The organism is Mesorhizobium sp. M0571, from assembly GCF_040320985.1.
In the GTDB taxonomy this organism is placed as follows: domain Bacteria; phylum Pseudomonadota; class Alphaproteobacteria; order Rhizobiales; family Rhizobiaceae; genus Mesorhizobium.
Genome location: NZ_JAMYQT010000007.1, coordinates 207,840 through 228,676, shown reverse-complemented (window position 1 = coordinate 228,676; position 20,837 = coordinate 207,840). Strand labels below are relative to the sequence as shown.

The following is a 20,837-nucleotide window of genomic DNA, read 5'->3' as shown; positions in this document are numbered from 1 at the left end:
CTTGCGCCACGAACGACTTCCCATAAGGCCGACTGCACCACCGGAATTGACCCGCAGCAGACTGGCTGCGTTCGGTCCGTCGGTTCGTCCGTTTCACGGCGATTTTGTCAACCTACGCACCACCTAGGCGCGCCGCATCTTGATTACCTGCGACCCGACTTCTGGTTCGCTCGGCTGGAAAGTCCGCCATGTATGCGGCAGGTTCTGCTCCCAGCTGAAGAAGTCCTGCAGCAGCCAATTTCTTTCGGGCATGGCTATCTCCGACATTGGCGGGAGAACTCGGTTCCAATCCGGTTCGCCACTGGCCGACGCGAGCACTGCCTTCACCGAGGCCGGGAACGGTTTTCTCGAAAGAATGGAGTCACCGCCCAACAGCGCTGGTACCAGCTTGCGACGGTCGAACGCGGTCGGCGCGTCGAACATTGCCCGCATCAGCCGCGGCATGGCGTTGCCAAGGCCGCAGATCGTGCCGCGCGCGCCGGCTGCCAGCGCCTGCGGCAGATGGATTTCCGAGCCTGTATAGATCGAAAGATGCGAGAAGCGGCGGATCAGCGCCTCGGTGAAATCAAGGTCGCCACCACTGTCCTTCACGCCGGTGATGATACCTGGGTAGGCTTCCTCCAGCCGGCGGATGACACGTGGCGTCAGCGGGACGCCGCAAATATCTGGAAAATGATAGAGACAGAGCTTCAGGTCCGACCGCGCGACGCGGTCGATGATGGTCGCGTAGAAGCGGAAGGTGCCGTCCTCGGTAATGCCGCCGCGATAGACGCAGGGCGGCATCAGCAGGAGGCTGTCGACCTCGCGGTCGAGCGCATGATTTGCCAGCCGCACGACGTCCGGAATGGCCAGCGCGCCGACTGAGACAATGAGGCGGGATGGCGCCACGCCAGCCGCGATCACTCCGTCAAGTCCGTCCATCCGGTCTTCGGCGGAGAACTCCGTGCCTTCGCCGGTCGTGCCGAAAAGCGCAACGCCATCGCAGCCGGCGCCGAACAGCATGGCAAGGTGCGCGTTGAGTAGCCGGATATCGGGCTTGAGATCCACAGTCAACGGCGTCGCCGCTGCGACCATGAAGCAATCGGTCTTCGCCAGAGCCGGTGCTTGGGTGTTCATAACTGCGGTCACTCGCTTCGTTGAGAGCATGCTCCTAGCCTTGCAACAAATGATGATTGATTGCCTATTGTCAACATTCAGCTTGACGGTTTGTGACGACAATGAAAACATCTGCCTGTCAGGTCGCGCGCCGCCGCCCAAGGCGCCCAACAGCGACGCAGGAGGGGAAGAACATGAGCAAGCTAGAGCCTTCATTTCTTAATCGAGCCGTTGGCCGACGGACATTTGTTGCCGGCACCCTGGGCGTCCTGGCGGCGCCCTTCGTATCGCGCCTCGCTTTTGCGGCGGGCAAGGTCATACGTGCTTCCACGCCCGGTCCCGATACTGAATGGCAGTCGAAGGGCCTGCAGGCGTTCAAGGCGGAGCTCGACAAGTCGATGCCCGGCGCTTTCGATGTGCAGCTTCACTACAACGGCACGCTGTTCGCGCAGGGTACCGAAATCGAAGCAATGCAACGGGGCAACCTCGAAGTGGCGCTAACTTCGCCCTCCGATATCGCTGAATTGATTCCGGAATACTCAATCTTCACCACCGGATATCTTTTCCGCGACGCCAAGCACCTAGACTCCGTCTATGACGGCGACATTGGTAAGGAATTCAAGGAAAAGGTGGCAAGTGATCTCAAACTGCAGATCGTGAAGAGCCAATATCTCGGCACTCGTCACGTAATGCTGCGCGCTCCACGTACCGTCAACGTTCCCGCCGACCTCAAGGGTGTCAAGCTCAGAATGCCTGGCTCCGATGCCTGGCAGTTCCTTGGCAACGCGCTGGGTGCCAGTGCAACCCCGCTGGCATTCGAGGAGGTCTACCTTGCCATGCAGACCGGAACGATCGATGGGTTGGAAAATCCCCTGCCAGATGCAATTGCTTCCAAATTCTACGAAGTGACAAAGCAGGTCGTGCTCACGGGCCACCAGGTGGCAAACGTCTTCTTCACCATGCCAGCGGCTTTCTGGGCCGGTCTAAGCGCCGACGAACAGAAGGCAGTCATCGCCGCCGAGGATGCGGCCAAGAAGGTGAACGACGACGGGGTGATTGCCACCGAGAACGACGGCAAGGCATTCTTCGAGGCGCATGGAAACACGGTGACGACGCCTGATGTCGCTGCCTTCCGCAAGCATGTGCTCGACGCCTTCATCAATTCGGACTTCTCCAAGAATTGGCAGAAGGGAATGCTCGACCGTATCGGCGCCGCATAAGATCTGCTGATGCAGACCTTGGGTGTCTACTGGAAGCGATTGGCGGAGTCGGTGAGCGTCGTGGCCTTTGCCGTGATGTTCGCCGGCTTCGTAATCGGCATCGTCGCCCGCTACGTCTTCAATTCCCCGATCTCATGGACGAACGAACTTTGCGTCGTTGCCTATGTCTGGATCGTTTTCTGGACGAGCGATATCCTGATCAGAGAGCGGCAACATATCGTCTTCGATGTCGTTTACGGCCTGTTTCCGCCTCGGTCCCGCCGCGTGCTGGCAATGTTCGTGACGCTGTCGCTGGCGCTGGTGTTTCTTGCCGCCTTGCCGGGCACCGTCGAATACATCCTGTTTCTTCGCATCCGTCACTCGACCTTGCTGCATCTGCCCATGCAGTTCGTTTTTGGAAGTTTCCCGATCTTTCTCATTGCCGCGGTCGTCAGCGCGCTTCGGCGTCTTTGGCAATTGCTACGGCCCGGTTGGGAACAGCATATCTAGGAATTTTTCATGTCATTCGCCGTCGAGGTGATGTTCGTTCTGTTCTTTGTCTGGATGTTCGTCGGTATGCCTCTCGGGCACGCTATGCTGGCCTCCGGCATTGTCTACTTCGTCATCACCGGCCGCGACATGGGATTGGTGGCTAGCCAGAGCCTCAACGGCATCTATGGCAATTTTGTCATGCTGGCGGTGCCCTTGTTCATCTTCGCTGCCGAACTGATGAACGCCGGCAAAATGACTGATAAGATGTTCGGCTTTGCCAACCTGCTCGTCGGCCGGTTTCGCGGCGGACTGGCCCACGTCAACATCGTCGCGAGCGTGATCTTTGCCGGCATGAGCGGCAGCGCGCTGGCGGATGCCGCCGGGCCTGGCAAGATATCGATCGACATGATGATCAAGGCCGGCTACCGCCCCGGCTTTGCCGCAGCACTGACTGCGGCATCCTCGATCCTCGGGCCGATCATCCCGCCCTCCATCCCCATGGTGCTCTACGGCGTCGTTTCCAACACCTCCATCGGCTACCTTTTCATGGGAGGGGTCGGCCCCGGCATCTTTCTGGCTCTGGTGATGATGGCGGTGGTGGCCGTGCAGGCGCGGCTGCAGAATTTTCCCACACAACCGAAGCCGAACCGGGAGGAAGCCGTCGCCGTGACACGCGATGCCGCGCCGACTTTGCTGTTGCCGGTGATCTTGCTCGGCGGCATCTATTCGGGCGCCGTGACCCCTACCGAAGCGGCGGCTGTGGCCGCATTCTGCGCGCTGCTGCTGGCACTGTTCTGGTACCGCACCCTGTCTCCGAGGGTCCTGTTCAACGTCTTGATGGAATCCTCGCGATCGACTGCGATCGTCGCAATCACCATCGCTGGCGCGGTGTTGATGAACTACATTGTCGCCGCGGAGCAGATACCGGAGCAACTGGGCGTCTGGATTGCGTCGCTGGACCTCAGCGCTCCAATGTTCATGCTGTTGGTGACGATTTTGTTCCTCATCCTTGGGGCATTGCTCGACACGCTGCTGATGCTGCTGATCGTCATCCCGATCTTGATGCCGACGGTGCGCGAACTCGGCATTGATCCGGTCTATTTCGGTGTCGTCTCGACCGTGAACATGATGATCGGGTTGATTACGCCACCTATGGGACAACTGGTGTTCCTGATTTCGGGCATTACCGGCATCAAGGTCGCTGTGATTCTCGGAGAAGTGTGGGGGCTGCTTTTTATGCTGATTGTTGCCCTCTTCGTGCTGGTTTTCGTGCCGCAGATCACGCTCTGGTTGCCGATTGCCGCCGGCTATGTCCCTCAGGGAACATTTCATTGATGACGTTCAACACAGGATTTTCGCTATGCCGGCTATGAAGGAATTGGTGAAGGGCACCGACCGCTATCGCCACTACATCAATGGCGAATGGGTGGATTCCACCGTCAAGGAATGGATCGCCGTCGAGAACCCGGCGACGCAGGCGGTGATCGCCTCCGTACCGAAGGGCGGAGAGGACGATGCGGACCGGGCGCTCGTCGCGGCCCGGGCTGCCCAGCCAGGATGGGAGGCGTTGCCGCCGGCGGCGCGTGGCCAGTTGCTCAAGGATCTGGCGCGGCTGATCCTCGAGAACCGGGAACGCCTCGCACGCATCGTCGTTGCCGAGCAGGGCAAGCCCATCCAGGAAGCGCGCGGCGAGATTGAGGGTGCCGCGCTTTATCTCACCTATGCCGCCGAGGAGGCGCGCCGCATCACCGGCGACATCATCCCCTCTGACATGCCCGACGAACAGATCTGGATCCAGCGCGTCGCCCATGGGGTTGTGATCGGCCTGACCGCTTGGAACTATCCGGCCGCACTGATGTGCCGCAAGATGGGGCCTGCGCTGGTAGCGGGAAACACCATTGTCATCAAGTCGCATGAAGGCACACCGATCTCGGCGCTGGAGATCGCGCAGCTCTCCTCCCAGCTCGACTTCCCACCCGGCGTCATCAACGTGGTAAGCGGCACCGGCGAGGGCATTGGCGCGGCATTGGTGCGCCATCCCATCCCGCGTCTCATCACGCTTACCGGCAGCGTGCGCGCCGGCAAGGAGATCTTTCGCGCCGCCGCCGAGGGCCTGAAGCTGCTGCGGCTCGAACTCGGTGGCAAGGCGCCCTTCGTGGTGGCCGAGGATGCCGACATAGGCGCCGCGGTGCGTGCAGCGGTGCTGTCGCGTTTCGAGAATTGCGGCCAGATCTGCATCTGCAACGAACGCATGTATGTGCATCGGCGTGTCGCTGATGAGTTCCTGGAAAAGTTCACCCGTGCGGTGAAGGCATTGAAGGTCGGCGACCCGACAACCATGGTCGACATCGGTCCGAAGTTCAGTGGGATGGAGCTCGACAAGGTCGATCGCATGGTCGAGGCGGCGCGCGGGGCCGGGGCCGAAGTGCTAACAGGCGGGCGCCGTCTGACCGAGGGCGAGTTCGCGTGTGGCTATTGGTATGAGCCGACGGTGATGACCGTCACCGACAACCAGATGCGTATCATGCAGGACGAAGTGTTCGGTCCAGTCGTGCCGGTGATGACCGTCGGCGATTTCGACGAAGGCCTGCGGCTTGCCAATGAATCGAACTACGGCCTGTCGGCCTATGTCTTCACCAAGGATATGCGGCGGGTGATGCGGCTGGTGCGCGAGCTGAAGTTCGGCGAGATCTACGTAAATCGCCCAGGCGGCGATGCCGTTCATGCCCATCACGCCGGCATCCGCGACAGCGGCATTGGTGGCGAGGACGGCAAGTACGGGCTCGACGCCTATTTCCAGAAGAAGACCATCTACATCAACTACGCCTGAGATCTCTAGGGCACCCGCCATGCATTGAGGCACGGTTCTGCCGGCAAGGCATTGCGCCTTTGCCGGCAGAACCGTAAATCTGGCCGAAATGGCGCGGGCAGTGCGATGAGTTTTACTGAGGAATTGCAGCGGTTCGGGCTGCTGCTGCCGCAAGGCCACTCAACGGTGGTGCTGGCCGGCACGCCAGATGAGATCGGTCGACTTTACAAGACAATCGACACAGCTCTCAGGCAGCGTCCCACCTACCAGCTCGTGCTGGCAGCGGGGTCTGGGGAAGTTGCCGAATTGCGCCGGCGCTACCCGCATGAGCTCGTGCTCGCCTCGCCATATTCGGCAAGCACGAAGCGTTGGCGGAGGCGGCTGGATGCGGTTCTGGTTATCGGCCCAGCCGCGCTGGCCCGAGCGATCGGGACAGTGGCTTTTATCGACAGCAGCAAACCCATCACGTCTGACTCGCTGACAACATTGCTGCCGTCGCTCGACTTGCCGAAGAAGCCGCCCTTCAACGGCACGTTCCTGATCGACCTGTTCGGCGGCCATCGCCTCGCCTCGCTGGCGTACCTCAAGGCGCGGCTCGGCAACCCACGCACCATCATCTGCCTGGGTAACGGGCCGTCGTCGGAAGACCCGAGATTGGCGGATGTTGGCGACGCCACACTGTTTCGGGTCAACTGGAACTGGCGCCGGCGCGGCTGGCTGACAGCGCCAGACATCGTCTTCACCTCAGACCTTGACCCTCCTGGCTTCGGGCGTCGGCCCGTGATCGTGTTTCCGACGGCAGCTGTGGGCCGGCCAATCTTATTGCGTCATACAATGGCGATGCGCCCGCCATCAGCCGGCTATGTTTTCCTTGACGCTTTTGATCCGTCGCTGGCGGACCTTTCCGGGCCAGTGATCCCGACCAACGGCGCGCTGATGATTGCCGTTGCCGCCGCGCTCGACCCCGAGCGCATCGTGATCGCCGGAATGGACCTCTACCAGCACCCCGACGGACGCTATCCCGGCGACACGGGGGCACTCGGCGGTTATTCCCGCGAGCACAGCGCCGAGATCGATCTGAGCTTGATTCGCGCCGCTCTGTGCGGCTTTGCGGGAGAAACGACCATACTGAGCAACAATCTGCGCGCGGCCCTTGGGATGGCTGGTTAGCCGGCTTTCATGGAGCCGCTGGTGCTAGCGGCACCACGACGTTCAAGACACCTTTTCCCGAATGGGCTTGACGCTTCCGCCCTGCTTCAGCAACTTTGCCAGAAGCTTGACCTCGGCGTCGTTGTGATTGCGCGCGAGCTTTTCGGCCCGATCGGCGTCACGTGCGATCACCGCCTCGATCAGCGCCTTGTGTTCGGCAATCAGTTCCTCATAGTCGTTGGGCAGAAAGCCTGACTGCACCATATGAAACCGCACCTGCTGGACGATGAAGCGATGCTGTTCGGCCAGGCGCTCATGCCGGGCGAGTTCAATGATCGCCGCATGGAGATTGAAATCGATGCTCGTCGCATCCTGGAAGCGGCCTTCGCGGATAGCATGCAGCAGATCGTCGGCGATGCCGCGCAGGCGCGAGCCATCAGGCTCGGTGACGTTGGCCGCGGCAAGTCGCGCGCCCAGCCCTTCAAGCGCGCCACGCAGCGTGTAGATCTCCCAGGCGTCGACAGTCGAGGTGCCGGAAACTTCCCACCGGGTGAAGGCCACTTGCTGGACAAGCCCCTCATTGGCCAGCTGTGCCAGCGCCGAACGGACGGTTCCGCGACTGACCTCGAGCTCCTCGGAAAGCTGCGTTTCCAGCAGACGTTCGCCGGCTGGAAGCACGCCTTCCAATATATGCGAGCGTATCTGATCCGCAGCTCTGCGGTCGAGCAGCCGCTTTTCTGACTTGAGACTTGTAAGTTTTGTCATCAACCGACTCATGGCCACGGGTGCAACCTACATATTCCGGCGCTTGTGGCAGCGCAACAAGCATTGCTGACAATTAACGATCCCCATTAGCGCTCACAGACGTCATCACGCGATGCCCTCGGGGAATGGCCAAAAATTACGTTTGCTGATTGCTGACAATTAAGCAACACTGTGTTTGATTGCCACCGACAGGAGTTCGTGGATGGCCGAAGTGAAAAATGCGGTGCTGCAGCTCAAGCCGGGCGACGAAGTAGCGATTGCACTGCGCGACATCGTTGCCGGCGAGGCACTGGCGCCATTCAACGTGCAGGCCGCTGGCGACATTCCATTCGGCCACAAGGTCGCGCTTCGGCCGCTGGGAAATGGTGAAGTCATCCATCGTCTAGGCCAGCCAATCGGCCTTGTTATCAGCGCGGTTGCCGCCGGCTCGCATGTCCATCTCCACAACATGGGTTTCGAAGTGTCGATGGCCGGACATGCGATCGGAACGCGGCTGTCGAACGCGCCGTTCCGGGCGCCCTGGGATATTCCAACCTTCGACGGCTACTTGCGCCCCGACGGCAAGGTAGGCACGCGTAATTATGTGGGGGTGCTGACCTCGGTGAACTGCTCGGCGCTGGTTGCACGAATGATCGCGGATCATTTTCGCGATCCGAGGCAGCTGTTGCCCTATCCCGGCGTCGACGGCGTAGTGGCGCTGACGCACAAGTCCGGCTGCAGCGTTGCCGATGGTTCTATGTCGATGAAAATGTTGCGCCGGACCCTGGCCGGCTACGCGCAGCACCCCAACTTCTCCGGCGTGCTGCTCGTCGGACTTGGCTGCGAGGATAACCAGATCGATCAACTGATGGACGAGGAAGAGCTCGAACTCGGCGACGAGCTGGCCAAGCTGGTGATGCAGGAAACCGGCGGCACACGCTCCAGCATCGCGCGTGGCATCGAAATGGTCGAGGTGATGCTGGAAAAGGCGGCGACGAAACAGCGGCAGAAGATTCCGGCAAGCGAAATCATGGTTGGGCTGCAATGCGGCGGGTCGGACAGTTTTTCGGGGATTTCCGCCAATCCGGCGCTGGGTGCGGCTGTCGATCGCCTCGTCGCCTGCGGCGGCACGGCGATCCTGGCCGAGACGCCGGAAATCTACGGCGCCGAGAACCTGTTGCTCGAACGCGCCGTCAGCAACGAAGTTGGCGAGAGACTGATCGGCCTCCTCGAATGGTGGGACGATTACACCAGCAACGAGCCGCAGGGCTTCGACAACAATCCTTCGCCCGGTAACAAGGCGGGTGGGCTGACGACCATACTCGAGAAGTCGCTGGGCGCGGTGGCCAAGGGCGGCACCACCAACCTGGTCGAGGTCTATGGCTATGGGCAGCCGATCGACAAGCGCGGGCTGGTGTTCATGGACTCGCCCGGCTTCGACCCGATGTCGGCGACCGGCCAGGTGGCGAGCGGCGCCAATCTCATCGCCTTCACCACCGGGCGGGGTTCGTGCTTTGGTTGCCGGCCGGCGCCCTCGATCAAGCTTGCAACCAATTCCGAGATGTACGCACGCATGGAAGAGGACATGGACATCAATTGCGGCACGATCCTCGACGGCGACAGGTCCATCGACGAGATGGGCGAGGAGATTTTCCGCGAGATGATCGCCACTGCGTCGGGCAAGGCAACCAAGAGCGAACTGCTCGGCTATGGCGACGATGAGTTCGCGCCCTGGCACGTCAACGCATGGCTATAGATCAAAGGAAGAATCATGCCGACAATCAACGTCAAGCTGCTCAAGGGACGCAGCGTCGACCAGAAGCGCGAGTTGGTCGAGGTGGTGACGCCTGAGGCGGCTCGCATCCTGAAAATGCCCGCCCGACGTCATCGATATCGTGTTCGAGGATATCAAGAAGCATGACTGGGCGGTGGGCGGCAAGCTTGCTTCCGACAAATAGCATATCGATGCCCCTGACGGGACGGCTCAGCGTCGATATCGGTGGCACCTTCACCGATCTGGTGTTGCTCAGAACCGATGGTCTGACGTTCTCCGCCAAGGTCAGTTCGACGCCTTCGGCACCCGAGGACGCGGTGATATCAGGCATGGCCGAAGTGCTGGCTGCGTCCGGCATGCCACCTTCGGCACTCACCGAGGTGCTGCACGGCACCACGGTCGGTTCAAACACGCTGTTGCAAAAGCTTGGCGCCCGCACCGGCCTGATCACCACCAGGGGCTTTCGCGACGTTCTGGAGATCGGGCGGCTGCGCACGCCCGGTATGTTTGACCTGACCTGGGACAAGCCGGAGCCACTGGTTGCCAGGCGTTATCGGCTGGAGGTGGCGGAACGCACGCTCGCCGACGGCACCATCAACATCCCGGTGGACCCCGATGGCGTGCTGGCGGCCGGTGCCTTCTTCCAAGCCGAAGGCATCGAATCCGTCGCTATCTGCTTTCTCAATTCCTACAAGAACCCCGAGAACGAACGCATCGCGGCGCGCGTCTTCTCGCAGGCATTTCGGCAGATTGCCGTAACGGCGTCTGTAGATGTTCTGCCGGAAGCCGGCGAATACGAGCGGACGTCGACCACGGTCGTCAACGCCTATGTGCTGCCCGCGCTGCGCGGCTATCTCGATCGTCTCGAAAGCAAATTGCGCGCGGCCGGTGTGACGGCTCCGCTGCTGATCGGCAATTCCAATGGCGGGCTCTCTGTCTCCGTCACTGCACAACGGAATCCCGTGTTTTTCATCTCGTCCGGCCGGTCTTCCGGAGCCGTGGGCGCCGAACGCCTTGCCGCCGTCCTGGGCGAGCCAAACGTCGTCGCTTTCGACATGGGCGGGACGACCGCTTCAGCCGCACTTGTCCATCGCGGCGTGCTGAGCCGCACGCATGAATATGAATTTCGCGGCGGCATGTCGGTGCCTTCGCGCTTCATCAAGGCTGGCGGCTATATGATGCGGGTCCCGACAGTGGATGTGGCCGAGGTTGGCAATGGAGCCGGCTCGATCGCCGCGATCGACGCCGCGGGCCTGCTGACCGTCGGGCCGCTTTCGGCGGGCGCCGCCCCCGGTCCTGTTTGTTACGGGTTGGGCGGCTCGCGGCCGACGGTCACCGACGCCAATGTCGTGCTCGGTTATTTGCCGCCCCGGCTGGCAGGCGGCTCCCTGAAGCTTGACGTCGAGGCGGCGCGGGCTGTGATCGGCAAGAATCTCGGTACCCCACTTGGCCTCTACACTGAGGCCGCAGCCTATGGCATCCGCGAGATCGCCAACGCCAATATGGTTCGCGCCATCCGCGCCGTCACCGTCGAGCGGGGCCTCGATCCGCGCGAGCTGACACTGCTGGCCTTCGGCGGCTCTGGGCCCGTTCATGCCTGCGACCTGGCAAGGACACTCGGCATTGCACGCGTGGTGTTCCCGCCAGCGGCTGGCGTGTTCACGGCGATGGGCATGCTGGCTGGCAGCGTCGAACATCACGAGTTGCGTTCGGCGCAGGCACGGCTCGACCTGCTGGACCCGGTGTTGGTTGCGGCGCTCAGGCAGGAGATGCGTCTTGCCGCGACCGCTGCGTTGGTCGCGCAAGGCTATGCGGCGGGGAGCATCGACTTCACCGAGGAAATCGATTTGCGGCTTGAGGGGCAGGACGCGTCGCTATCGATACCGTTCTCCAGTGCCTTCGATGCCGCGTCGCTGCGATCCGCGTTCATCACGGCCTACCGCGACACCTATGGCTATACGCCGATCGATGCTGTGGAGGCGGTGGCGTTGAGGCTGCACGCTCACGGTCGTGTCTCCGAGCCGCTCGATTTCACCGTGCTCAAAGCCGCGCGGTCAGTAGTCGGCGTCGGCATGGAAAGGCGCATGGTGCATTTCGGTCGCGACGCTGCGATCGACACACCCATCGTACGGCGGGAGGCGGTGATAGCGGCGCTCGCCGGACCGGTGATCATCGAGGGCGCGGACACGACCATGGTAATTCCGCCAGGGGTGCGGGTCGAGCCAAGCGCGACCGGCAGTCTTGTTGCGACGCTGGAGGCCACTTCGTGAGCGCGATCGATCCCATCACCTTCGCCGTCATCAAGTCGGGTCTCGACACTATTGTCGACGACATGGCCTATGCGATCATGCGCACGGCGCGCTCGCCGATCGTGCGCGACGTGCTCGATTACTCCGTGACAATCTGCGACGCCCGAGGCCGCATCCTCAGCCAGGCCAAGACCGTAGCACTGCACCTGGGTGCCGTGCCTGACGCGATGGACGTGATCATCGAGCGCTTCCGCGATGACATGTTCCCAGGCGATGTGATCGTTCTCAACGACCCCTATGACGGCGGCATGCACCTTCCCGACATCTTCATGTTCAAGCCGATCTTTTCAGGGGAGCGGCTGCTCGGTTTCTCCGTGGTTATCGCCCACCACTGCGATGTAGGCGGGCGCGTGCCGGGGTCGAATGCCTCCGACTCGACAGAGATATTCCAGGAGGGCCTCCGCATTGCGCCAATGAAGCTCTACGATCGCGGCGTCGCCAACAAGACGCTGTTCAAGATCATCGAGAAGAATGTGCGGCTGCCTGACCTAGTGCTCGGCGACCTCGATGCGCAATACGCCACCTGCAACATCGGCGAATGGGAGATGCTGCGGCTCTTCGAGCGGTATGGCGACGAACTGGAAGCCTATTTCGATCGCCTGATCGACTACGGCGAGGAGCTGACGCGAAAGGCGATCGCCGGCTGGCCGGACGGGGATTACACATTTACGGACTACATCGACGGCGATGGTTTCTCACCAGCGCCAATCCCGATCGCCTGTAAAATCACGGTAAGGGGCGACCATCTCTGGGTCGACTTTGCCGGCTCGTCACCCCAGGTGAAAGGCGCGATCAATGCGACGCTCTCCTTCGTGAAATCCTCAACTTACCTGACCATACGTTGCGCGCTCGACCAGGACGTGCCTAACAATGCCGGTGTCTACCGGTGCATCACGGTGACCGCACCGGAGGGCTCGATCCTCAATCCAAGAATGCCAGCACCAGTGGCGGCGCGGGCGCTGACCGGCTACCGCGTCGTCGATACGGTAATGGGCGCGCTGGCGCAGATTGCGCCGCAACGGCTGATGGCGGCGGGCGAGGGCGGCAACACGGTGGTCGCCATCGGCGGCTATCACGGGCCCGAACGAAAGCCGTTCGTCTTCGTTGATATGATCAACGGCGCCTGGGGCGGGCGATCCGACAAGGACGGCATCGAAGGGATCACCAATCCCAGCCAGAACATGTCTAATCTGCCCATAGAGACAATCGAGGCACGCTATCCGATCATCATGGAGGAATATTCGCTACGGGAGGATTCCGGCGGCGCCGGTCAGTATCGTGGTGGGCTCGGGCTAATACGGCAGTACCGGATACTGGCCGACAATGCGATCCTTCAATTGCGTGCCGATCGCCACGAGCATCCGCCCTACGGGCTGTTCGGAGGCCAGGCGGCGGCGAGCTCGAGGAATCTGCTGAAGCAAGACGGCGAATGGCGCGTGCTGCCGGCGAAGGTGACGCTGGAGATCGGCAAGGACACCGTGATCCGCCACGAGCAGGCTGGCGGCGGTGGTTGGGGCGATCCGGCAAAGCGCGATCCAGAGTCGATCGCAGCTGATCTGCTCAATGGCAAGACTTCGCTTGCGCAGGCCGTCGCTGACTATCGCTTTCAGCCAAAGCCAAAAACAGGCGACACCGACATTTCAAGCTGAACGTTCAAAATCAACAATGCGGCCAATGCGCTCGCGAACTGGAGATGAGATGATGACCTGGACTGGCGTATTTCCTGCTGTCACCACGAAGATGCAGGCATCAGGGGCGATTGATATTGAAGCCACGCAAACGAGCATAAACAGGCTTATCGAGAATGGCGTTTCCGGCGTCATCGTGCTGCCAATGCTTGGCGAAAATGCAACTCTCTCGCAGTCGGAACGCGATACCGTCGTTCGGGGCGCGAAAGAGGTCGTTGCGGGACGGGTGCCTCTGCTGTCAGGCCTTGCGGAACTGTCCACCGACAATGCAATAGCCGCAGCTCGCAAATACCAAAAGTTGGGGGCTGATGGCCTGATGACCTTCCCCAGCCTTGCCTATCGTACTGACCGCCACGAGACCGTTGCGTGGTACAAAACGGTGGCTGAAGCGAGCGATCTGCCCGTCATGATCTACAACAATCCGATTGCGTACAAGGTTGACGTCGACGTCGAAACGCTAAAGGCGCTGGTCGATGTGCCCGGCATCGTGGCCATCAAGGAAGAGACCGGTGATATCCGCAGGGTTACGGACCTATTCAACGCCTTCGGAGATCGCTTCGATGTCTTTTGCGGCGTGGACGATCTTATCCTGGAAAGCCTGGCTCTGGGTGCGATCGGGTGGGTCTCCGGGATGACGAATGCATGGCCCGCCGAGTGCGTATCGCTCTTCAACATGGCACGCAGCTGTGACTTCACGAGAGCACTTCCATTGTACCGATTGATGACGCCGGCGTTCCATCTCGATACGGACGTCAAGCTGGTCCAGTACATCAAATTTGCCGAGCACCTAGTGTACGGCGCCCCGGAACATGTCCGAAAGCCACGTCTCCCGATCACGGGCGAGGAACGATCGAAAGTGGAAGGAGTAATTCGACGGGCGATATCGGATCTATCAGCGCTTGTCGATTCTTGAAATATGGATGTCCACGTCGTCTGTTTTGAGTCCAGGGGCCGCCATTCGTCAGTGTCTCGTTGGCTGACTGAATGTCTGAAATGTGCCCACATGGCCCCGAATTGCGGATCGATGTTGCGTGGCCGGAGGTGGGCGAACATCTGCGTAGTGCAGAGTTGCTGCGAGCGTGTTTTCCGATTTCTACGTCGAAGCACCACCGCTGCACGCTGCACGGCGCATTCCGCCGATGATTGAGGTTCATGAAGGCCTTCGCGCAAAATATGCGCCTTAATGCCCGGCCTTACGCAATCCAGACATTTTCAAATTCGCCGCACGAAAAAACCGCCTCGGTTAGACCGAGACGGTTATCGTACTATGACAGAAGTGGTTGCGGGGACACGATTTAAGGCTGCAAACCGCCCTATAACTTGCAAAGGAGTCGAGTTAGCAAATGAATTCAGTGGCCGCACTGTATTGGCGGTATCCCTCTCCCGCTACCAAAATTCTGATTGTACGGCCCGGGGACATGGGTAACAGAACGTACCTAAGACATGTGTGACAACCTCGTGCCGAACGGGTTGTCGATGGCCTGCAAGGTCCTCTGTTCCAGGTCGTTATATCCCAAATCATAATGCATGAAGCTTACGAGCCAAATGCCATCGTCGACCTCCTTGCTTCCGAGCCTTTGACCGGCAAGCACGGTGGGTATTACGAACGGGCAATCAAGAAGCAGCCGCATAAGCGACGTGCGGAACCGACAACCGATCGACAAGAGCCGGAATTGCGGCATGCGCGGCCGCGATCGATCTGACATGCCGGTCACCGCCGAATTCCTGATACTCAATCCCGATATGATGCATATCATCGACGCCGAGATAGTGCTTGATGGCTCGCAGATGGGTGTCGAGATGATTCATATGGCCGCGAATGCCGCCCGGCTCGAAACCGAATTCTCCGCAAGAACTCAGGAGCACCAGTGTTTTATCCGAAAGCACCGGCTCCAACGGGAAGTCCCCTCGCCCAAGATCGAAGGTGAACGTCTTGTTGACGCGGACGACCTGATCGACCCATCCCTTCAAGGCCGTGGGCATGCCATAATTGTACATCGGCGTGCCCAGGACGATGATGTCCGCTGCTTCGAGTTCGGTGATCAGCGTATCGGAAAAAGCGATCAATTGTCGCTGGTCCTCGGTAAGCTGTTCGGGTTTGGCGAAGACGGCGGCGATCCACGGTTCTGTCGTGGCCGGGGGCGGATTTGCGCCGATATCACGCCGGATGACCCTGTCGCCGGGGTTACGCGCCATCCAAGCTTCGATGAACTTTGCGGATAGAGCCCGCGAAAGCGAGCGCGAGACCCGTGCGCTGGCGTCAATGTGAAGAATAGTAGCCATTGTGATCTGCTCCAATTTGCATTTGCCGCAGACCTATCAGACACATGCACGATGGACGCCCGATTTGATTTGAGCCGACGGCTGAATAAAATCATCGGCATGCCACTCAAACGAAAGCCGCCGCCTGGTTGAGCCCGACGGCTCCTCAGACAGCGGCGCCCGTCGCGCGGACGGTATAAAGCGATTGCCGACGGTGTTGTCGCAAGTTGGTTCCGTCTAAGGTCTCACGCGGTCCCCTCGCCGTGGCCCGGACGCGTTTCCTGTCCTCGAAAGGCTTGCCAATATCGAATGCTGCCTGCGCCAAGAAACACGGCAAAACCTATCAAAAATTGTCAGGCGATGAAGCGAGGATTGCTCAGCTGTCAGGTGAGCGGACCGGATAGCACGGTTTGATCTTCAATAAGTTCGCCGGCGCGACTATCGCGGAAAACGTCGGCCTCCTCGAGCAGCCATTCCCGGAACGCCGCCACCCTTGGATTGCTAGCGCGGGTTTCGGGGCAGATCAGGTAATAGTTCTTGTTGGGGAGCATTACGGGAGACGCCAATGCCAGATGGCCTTGCACGATATCATCAGCGGCGGCAATCAACCCTACCAGCGCAAAACCGTTACCGTCGATCGCCGCCTGTATGCACATGTGCTCATCACTGTAGACCGCGCTGGCTGGAACATGGACACCATCCAGACCGACCGCGTGAAACCAGGTGGACCAGTTTGGATCGCGTTTGGTGAATCCCGACCATTCATAGTGAATGAGCGGACCGCGCGAAACGGCCGCCGCATAGTCGCCCGGAGATGTACCCACGAGCAGCGAGGGGGAACAAACCACGGCGGCCTTGTCCGACAGCACCCAAACCGTGCTCAAGTCGGTGTAATCACCGAAGCCGTAACGAATAGCGAGATCGAAGTTGTGGCGTGTGAAGTCGACAGTCTCGTCGGACCCGCTCACCTTGATGACAATGTCCGGATGGCGTTGCCGGAACCGGCTCAATCGCGGCATCAGCCATTTGGTGGCAAAAGAGGTCGTCGTTGTCACTGACAACTCGCCCGTCGCGGTGGCGTCGCCGACTTCCTCTGAAGCCAGTTCAAGATAAGAAAAACCCTTTCAACCAGCGGAGCATAGGTTTCGCCTGCTTTGGTCAGGGAAAGTGACCGCACAAGGCGGTTGAAGAGCTTACGCTGGATGCGCTCTTCGAGCAGCTTCACCTGATGGCTGATTGCCGTCGGGGTAACATGCAGTTCTTCCGCCGCCTTCTTGAAACTGAGGTGCCTGGCAGCGGCGTCGAACGCTTGCAGGCTCTTGAGGGGAGGCAGCCTATTCACGATCCACTCGCATCGGTTCAGCCGGTAGGTTTTTAGCCGCTCTGCCTTAGGGGAACGACGTTCCGTCAAGAGGACCGGCCGGTCGTAGGAGGGCAGCTGGTCCACCCGTACCTTCTGGCTGGCCGTCGTATGACAGGATCGTACAAGGGCGGCAATTTCATGCAAGGGCGCAAACCAGGCGTTTTGCGTGGAACGCGTGTGTTCCAGCCATTGCTCGACCGTGAGCGGCAGGACCCGCAATGACCCACCGTTTTGGATTAGATTGGTAAAATAGCTGTTGTTGCTGCTCGGCAAGATGCAGCAAATTTGCTAAAGTCTGCGGTGGGAGGAGACGGACATCCAATCGCTGCCGATAGCACATCCAAGTGTAGCGAAGGCGACACCCGGCGCATCGCTTCCGCTCGCCTATTCCCTCGCGACGTTCTGCTGGCTCCTGTCGGCCGGCGTCTACATCGCCGCCAAGTGGGTTGCCCCCGAGATGCCGCCTTGGGCGCTCTGCTTCTGGCGGCTGACGCTCGCCTGCGCGATCCTGCTGCCTATCGTCCATCACCATCACGGGGCGATGCTCGTGCTGATCCAATCCCGCGCGATCGAGGTGCTGGTCATCGGCGCCATCGGGTTGGCCCTGTGTCAGGGCATGATCTACACGGGCCTCAACTACACCAACGCGACAACCGCCGGCATCATCATGGCGCTGTCGCCGATCATGACCATGGTGCTTGCCCGCTTCGTGCTCGGGGAGCCCCTCGGTGTCTGGAAGGCGCTTGGAGCGCTGCTCGCTCTGATCGGGATGGTGGTGATCGTGGCGCGCGGCGACCTTGCCGCGCTGATGCAGCTGCAGTTCAATCCCGGCGAGTTGTGGATCGTCGGCAGCGCGTTTTGCTGGGGCCTCTACACCGTGCTGCTGCGTCGCTCCAAATTCGCTATCGAGCTTCTGCCGATGGTGGTCCTGCTGCTGGGAGCCGGCGCGCTGGCCGCACTGCCCCTCTATCTCTGGGAACTGTTTTCCGGGGATCGTTCGGCGCTGCATGCGAACGGCCTTCTGGCTCTCGCCTATATCGCTGGCCCGGGCGGCGCTCTGATGTACTATCTCTATAATCGTAGCGTCGAGACGCTTGGCGCCGGGCGCGCCAGCATGCTGCTCTATCTGCAGACTGCCTTCGTCGCCGTGCTCGCTTATCTTTTCCTTGGCGAAAGCTTGCACGACTACGATCTCGCCGGCGCCGCCTTTATCGTCGCCGGCCTGCTGCTCGCCACCGCGATCAAGCCGAGGCAGCGCACAATGCGTGTCGCGTAGGCAACATCAGCACCGCCGCTTCGGCCAGCAACTCGCAACGTCAGAGCACCGCTCGAAACAAGGCCGGATCATTGAAGACGGCTGTTGTGGCGCAGCACGAGGCCGACCGCACCGAGCAATGCATCGTTTTCCGTGTGCTTGCCAACGATTATCCGCGTGCGCAGCGCGGGCGCGACATCGCGGGACTTGATCAGCGTGTGGCGTTCATATGACGCGATCAGTGGTGCCAGGAGAATGTCGCCCGCCAAGGCCATGCGGCCGCCGATGATGATGAGTGGCGGATTGAGCACCGAACCGATCAAGCCAAGACCGCGGCCGGCGAACTCGGCGGTATCCTCGATCATCCGCAGCGCCCTCACATCGCCCTGCTCTGCCATCATGATCACGTCGTCCATCGTGACCGGCCGCCGCACGATGCGCGAAATCTGATCGAGCGGCCGGGCAAAGCTGGCATAGAGCTCCAGGCATCCGCGATTTCCGCACCGGCAAAGATCGCCGCCGGGATCAATGCTGATGTGCCCGAATTCGCCGGCGCCGCCGGCGATGCCGCTCACCAGCCGGCCATGCTGGACAATGGCCCCGCCGACGCCCAGATCGATCTTGAATAGTACGAAATCGTCCTGGCCGACGGCCGCGCCCCACATCAACTCCGCAATGGCCGAGCAGTTGCTTTCATTGTCGGCAAAGATCGGCTGTTCGAGAACCGGCCCGAACACATCGCGGATGTTGACCCCGGCCCAGGTCGGAACGATACTCGCGCGCAGCACCACTCCTTCGCGGCTGACAGGGCCCGAGACGGAGACCCCAACCCCCAGGAGCCCCGCCATCGGCAGACCGTTCTCTTCGTAGCATTGGGCAATCACTGACTTGGCGAGCTGAGCCGCCTGTTGCGGCTGGTAGTCCAGACCCATGGGAATAGTTTGTTCGGCAATGAAAGAATGCGAAACGTCGGCAACGACGCACCGCATCTCGTCGAGGGCCAGATGGATGCCGACGCAGGTGCCTGCGGCGGGATTGAGCGTCAATGTCGCGGCAGGCCTGCCGATGCCCCTGGCCCCGTCATGATGGGCCGAGGATTCGATCACCATTCCGGACTTTTTCAAGCCATTGAGCGCGGTTGAAACCGTCGACCGCGCCAAACCGGTGATGTGCGTGATCTGCGACGCTGAAAGCACGCCGCGCTCACGCAGGCATCGGACGATCAGGCTCTCCGGCGATGCGGACGGCCTGTCGATCAACCAATTTCTAAGCGAAGGTTTGTTCATGATGAGCACAAAGGACGTTGACTGATAGCCCAAATATGTCATCTTGGAAAGAACGGAGATTACTGCATCTCACCGGCCACGACCTCAAATCGCGGGCCACAAGCGGTCGATACGAACCGTGCATCACATATGGGAGTGAAACGATGAAATATCTGAGGACGGCCCTTGTGGCCGCAACGGCCTACACCTTTGTCGCGGGCGCAGCGTTCGCGGAGCCCAAGACCAACCTCTTGCATCAATGGGCGACCGGATCGGACGCCCAGGCTATTGCCAAGCTCGGCGAGATGTTTACCGCCAAGGGTGGCACCTGGCAGCAGACCTCCATCGCAGGCCATACGGCCAATACCCTGGCCAAACTGCGTGCCGACGTGATCGCCGGCAACGCACCTCCCGCTGTGCAGCTCAAGGGGCCCGAGATCGCCGAATGGAACGAGACGGGCATGACAGCCAATCTCGACGAACTGGCCAAGGCGGAAAATTGGGAGAAGGTCGTCGCTCCCGAATTGCTGCCGGTGATGAAGCCGACCGGGAATTGGGTGGCGGCGCCGATGAACATTCACCGCATCAACTGGCTGTGGGCGTCGCCGAAGGTCATGAAGGACGCAGGCGTTACCGAGGTGCCGAAGACATGGGCGGAATTCAACGCCGCCTGCGACAAGATCGTGGCCAGCGGCAAGATCTGCATTTCGCACTCGACCGCCGACTGGACCGACTCGACCGTCTTCGAAGTGGTCGTGTACGGTCAGGACCTCGATCTCTACAAGAAGGCCTTCGTCGAGGGCGACGTCGACGCCATGCGCAGCGACGGCATGGTCAAGGCCTTCGAGCAGTTCCGCATCATGACCTCGAAGTACATGGACCCCGGCATGAACGGGCGTGATTGGGATACCATGTCGCATCTGGTCGGCCGCGGCGAGGCCGCCTTCCACATCATGGGGGACTGGACGATCGGCCTGCTGACCGCCGGCGGCTTCAAGGAGGGCACCGACTATGTCTGTGCCCAGGCGCCGACCGATTGGGGCAAGCCGGGCTTCATCCTGAATTCAGACTCGGTCGTGTTCTTCAAGCAGAAGGACCCGGACTACATTGAGGGGCAGAAACTGCTCGCCAGCATCATCCTGTCGCCCGAGTTCCAGACCATTTTCAATCAGACCAAGGGCTCCATCCCGGCGCGCCTCGACGTCGATCTTTCGAACGGCTTCAATCCCTGCCAGCAACTCTCGCAAAAGGATCTGCAAGCCTCGATCGCCGCCGGCACGCTCGTCCGTTCGATGGCGCACAACATGACGGTCCCGCAAAAGGTCCGCGGCGCAATGATGGATACCATCACCGAGTTTGTAGCGACGCCGGATATGAGTGCGCAGGACGCCGCCAATGCGATGGCGGATGCGGCCGAAGCGCAAAAGTGAAGC

At 60.7% G+C, this 20,837-nt stretch carries 19 protein-coding genes; 13 read left to right on the top strand and 6 right to left on the bottom strand.

Translation table 11 applies throughout. The features are described 5' to 3' along the window. Positions 1-123: 123 nt before the first annotated feature. Positions 124-1,116, bottom strand: a complete 993-nt coding sequence (locus tag NKI85_RS11780) for a dihydrodipicolinate synthase family protein (RefSeq protein ID WP_352530110.1) — start codon at positions 1,114-1,116, stop codon at positions 124-126. A 173-nt stretch (positions 1,117-1,289) separates the two neighbouring features. On the opposite strand from NKI85_RS11780, the gene dctP reads away from it, so the two are divergent. The 5 genes from dctP to NKI85_RS11755 all read left to right on the top strand — a co-directional run bounded on the left by dctP (position 1,290) and on the right by NKI85_RS11755 (position 6,765). Beyond that, a complete protein-coding gene (gene dctP / locus NKI85_RS11775) occupies positions 1,290-2,315 on the top strand; it encodes a TRAP transporter substrate-binding protein DctP (protein ID WP_352530112.1) in 1,026 nt (341 codons plus the stop codon). 9 nt (positions 2,316-2,324) lie between these two features. Then, entirely contained in the window at positions 2,325-2,804 is a 480-nt protein-coding gene (locus NKI85_RS11770; RefSeq protein ID WP_352530114.1) for a TRAP transporter small permease, read from the top strand. A gap of 9 nt (positions 2,805-2,813) precedes the next feature. Continuing rightward, positions 2,814-4,121 carry a TRAP transporter large permease gene (locus NKI85_RS11765; RefSeq protein ID WP_352530116.1) on the top strand — a complete coding sequence of 436 codons (1,308 nt, stop codon included), beginning with the start codon at positions 2,814-2,816 and terminating at the stop codon, positions 4,119-4,121. 25 nt (positions 4,122-4,146) lie between these two features. Beyond that, the gene (gene aldA / locus NKI85_RS11760) at positions 4,147-5,616 is read left to right on the top strand and encodes an aldehyde dehydrogenase (RefSeq protein WP_352530118.1); all 1,470 of its coding nucleotides are present in this window, start codon (positions 4,147-4,149) and stop codon (positions 5,614-5,616) included. Positions 5,617-5,781: 165 nt separating this feature from the next. After that, entirely contained in the window at positions 5,782-6,765 is a 984-nt protein-coding gene (locus NKI85_RS11755; RefSeq protein ID WP_352776758.1) for a hypothetical protein, read from the top strand. A gap of 42 nt (positions 6,766-6,807) precedes the next feature. Here the strand turns inward: NKI85_RS11755 and NKI85_RS11750 are convergent, their stop codons facing one another. Next, positions 6,808-7,509, bottom strand: coding sequence for a GntR family transcriptional regulator (locus tag NKI85_RS11750; protein ID WP_352530122.1), 702 nt, complete (start codon positions 7,507-7,509; stop codon positions 6,808-6,810). Positions 7,510-7,711: 202 nt separating this feature from the next. On the opposite strand from NKI85_RS11750, the gene NKI85_RS11745 reads away from it, so the two are divergent. Genes NKI85_RS11745 through NKI85_RS11725 form a run of 5 tightly spaced genes read left to right on the top strand, consistent with a single transcriptional unit; the run spans position 7,712 to position 14,172 of the window. After that, positions 7,712-9,244, top strand: coding sequence for a UxaA family hydrolase (locus NKI85_RS11745; protein WP_352530124.1), 1,533 nt, complete (start codon positions 7,712-7,714; stop codon positions 9,242-9,244). A 15-nt stretch (positions 9,245-9,259) separates the two neighbouring features. Continuing rightward, positions 9,260-9,409 carry a tautomerase family protein gene (locus tag NKI85_RS11740; protein WP_352530126.1) on the top strand — a complete coding sequence of 50 codons (150 nt, stop codon included), beginning with the start codon at positions 9,260-9,262 and terminating at the stop codon, positions 9,407-9,409. Positions 9,410-9,453: 44 nt separating this feature from the next. After that, entirely contained in the window at positions 9,454-11,532 is a 2,079-nt protein-coding gene (locus NKI85_RS11735) for a hydantoinase/oxoprolinase family protein (protein WP_352530128.1), read from the top strand. Continuing rightward, positions 11,529-13,220, top strand: a complete 1,692-nt coding sequence (locus tag NKI85_RS11730; protein WP_352530130.1) for a hydantoinase B/oxoprolinase family protein — start codon at positions 11,529-11,531, stop codon at positions 13,218-13,220. Before NKI85_RS11735 ends, NKI85_RS11730 begins: the two co-directional genes overlap by 4 nt. A gap of 49 nt (positions 13,221-13,269) precedes the next feature. Beyond that, positions 13,270-14,172 (top strand): dihydrodipicolinate synthase family protein, encoded by a 903-nt coding sequence (locus NKI85_RS11725; protein ID WP_352530132.1) that lies wholly within the window; start codon positions 13,270-13,272, stop codon positions 14,170-14,172. A gap of 701 nt (positions 14,173-14,873) precedes the next feature. On the opposite strand, the gene NKI85_RS11720 is transcribed toward NKI85_RS11725, so the two are convergent. From NKI85_RS11720 to NKI85_RS11710, 3 genes are all read right to left on the bottom strand, one after another. Further along, a complete protein-coding gene (locus NKI85_RS11720) occupies positions 14,874-15,542 on the bottom strand; it encodes an FMN-dependent NADH-azoreductase (RefSeq protein WP_352530134.1) in 669 nt (222 codons plus the stop codon). A gap of 362 nt (positions 15,543-15,904) precedes the next feature. After that, positions 15,905-16,576, bottom strand: a complete 672-nt coding sequence (locus NKI85_RS11715; RefSeq protein ID WP_352530136.1) for a LysR substrate-binding domain-containing protein — start codon at positions 16,574-16,576, stop codon at positions 15,905-15,907. Then, positions 16,573-17,157: a LysR family transcriptional regulator gene (locus NKI85_RS11710; RefSeq protein ID WP_352530138.1), complete on the bottom strand. Its 585-nt coding sequence runs from the start codon at positions 17,155-17,157 to the stop codon at positions 16,573-16,575. The genes NKI85_RS11715 and NKI85_RS11710 overlap by 4 nt, the downstream gene beginning before the upstream one ends. A gap of 43 nt (positions 17,158-17,200) precedes the next feature. Here NKI85_RS11710 and NKI85_RS11705 point away from each other — a divergent pair, with 43 nt between their 5' ends. Further along, positions 17,201-18,160 carry a DMT family transporter gene (locus NKI85_RS11705; protein WP_352530161.1) on the top strand — a complete coding sequence of 320 codons (960 nt, stop codon included), beginning with the start codon at positions 17,201-17,203 and terminating at the stop codon, positions 18,158-18,160. A 68-nt stretch (positions 18,161-18,228) separates the two neighbouring features. Here the strand turns inward: NKI85_RS11705 and NKI85_RS11700 are convergent, their stop codons facing one another. Next, positions 18,229-19,335, bottom strand: coding sequence for an ROK family protein (locus NKI85_RS11700; protein ID WP_352776760.1), 1,107 nt, complete (start codon positions 19,333-19,335; stop codon positions 18,229-18,231). Here NKI85_RS11700 and NKI85_RS11695 point away from each other — a divergent pair. Beyond that, the gene (locus NKI85_RS11695) at positions 19,268-19,450 is read left to right on the top strand and encodes a hypothetical protein (protein WP_352776762.1); all 183 of its coding nucleotides are present in this window, start codon (positions 19,268-19,270) and stop codon (positions 19,448-19,450) included. The two genes, NKI85_RS11700 and NKI85_RS11695, sit on opposite strands and share 68 nt — an antisense overlap. Positions 19,451-19,568: 118 nt before the next feature. Next, complete coding sequence (locus NKI85_RS11690; RefSeq protein WP_352530141.1) at positions 19,569-20,834, top strand: ABC transporter substrate-binding protein; 1,266 nt, start codon at positions 19,569-19,571, stop codon at positions 20,832-20,834. The last annotated feature ends 3 nt before the right edge of the window (positions 20,835-20,837 follow it).